A 1,005-nucleotide genomic window follows, 5' to 3' on the forward strand; every position below is an offset into this window, starting at 1 on the left:
AATCCGGGATTGGGGCCCGGGCCGCTGCCAAAGGCAGGGTCGCCCACGGCCACCGAGCTCATATCGACCTGCGGGTCCCATACACCCGCCATGGACACATCCCCAACCGAGGGCAGCACGGCGCCGGGCCCATATGCCCCAGAGCCATACACGACATCGTTTTCCGCGCCGCCCTCCAGGACCGCGTACGGCCGGCCCCATTCCTGCATGAACATCTGCAATGCGTACCCCGACTGGTCCCATCCCTGCGATGCGTCCAGGGCCTGGTACTGCGGCGGAAACTGATGACCCTGCGACGCATCCAGCGGCAGACCAGAACTCGCCACGGACGCGGGCTCACCGAAGTAGTAAATACGGGGCTTGATACCTTCCAGCACTGCCCCGTCAATCCTGAAGCGGCCAGTCTCCGTCTTGATCAGCGGGAGGCCCGCGTCCCGCTCCAACGCCCACCCTTCCTCATGCCCCGCCGTACACTTTCCTCCCATTCGCACCAAGTCGTTCAGGCGCCGGCCCGTGCTCGTGGTCGAGTTCGGGAGGGTTCCGTACGGCTGTCCACCCGGGGCATAAAGCGTGCGGACATCCGCAGCATGCCTCAGGTCGGTTTCGTTCGACTTTTCGGTCGGGGCGATCTTTACGCTGCTGATTTTCAGTCGGCCATCCTTATTCTTTGCCAGCGCAACACCATATTCCCTCAGCACCTCCTCCTCTTCGGGGCTCACCGTCGAATAGTTCTTGGGATTGTGCAAATTCGCCGCCCGCGCCCCAATTTTTACGTCTCCTTCAACCACATCCCGGGCAGGCATTCTTCCACTCACCTGTGGATGCTTCTTGTAATAGGCGCGGAATGCTTTCGCATAATCCTCACCACGGAGACGACGCGGCATAAGGTCCTCCCGGATATATCGCGAAAAGAAAGCACTTCACACGTCAACGTGCCACAGAAGATCACCGGTTCGACTCCGAACGTAGACCCGTGAACTCCTCGACACGACCCAGCGGTACACC

At 61.1% G+C, this 1,005-nt stretch carries 1 protein-coding gene; it reads right to left on the reverse strand.

Annotated elements, in window-relative coordinates; translation table 11 throughout:
• Positions 1 to 884, reverse strand: an 884-nt coding sequence (locus tag ABD339_RS33500; RefSeq protein ID WP_344570943.1) for a hypothetical protein, incomplete at its 3' end; no start/stop codon positions are given.
• Between the last annotated feature and the right edge of the window lie 121 nt (positions 885 to 1,005).

It is taken from the genome of Streptomyces axinellae, assembly GCF_039532135.1.
GTDB classification, from domain to species: Bacteria; Actinomycetota; Actinomycetes; order Streptomycetales; family Streptomycetaceae; genus Streptomyces; species Streptomyces axinellae.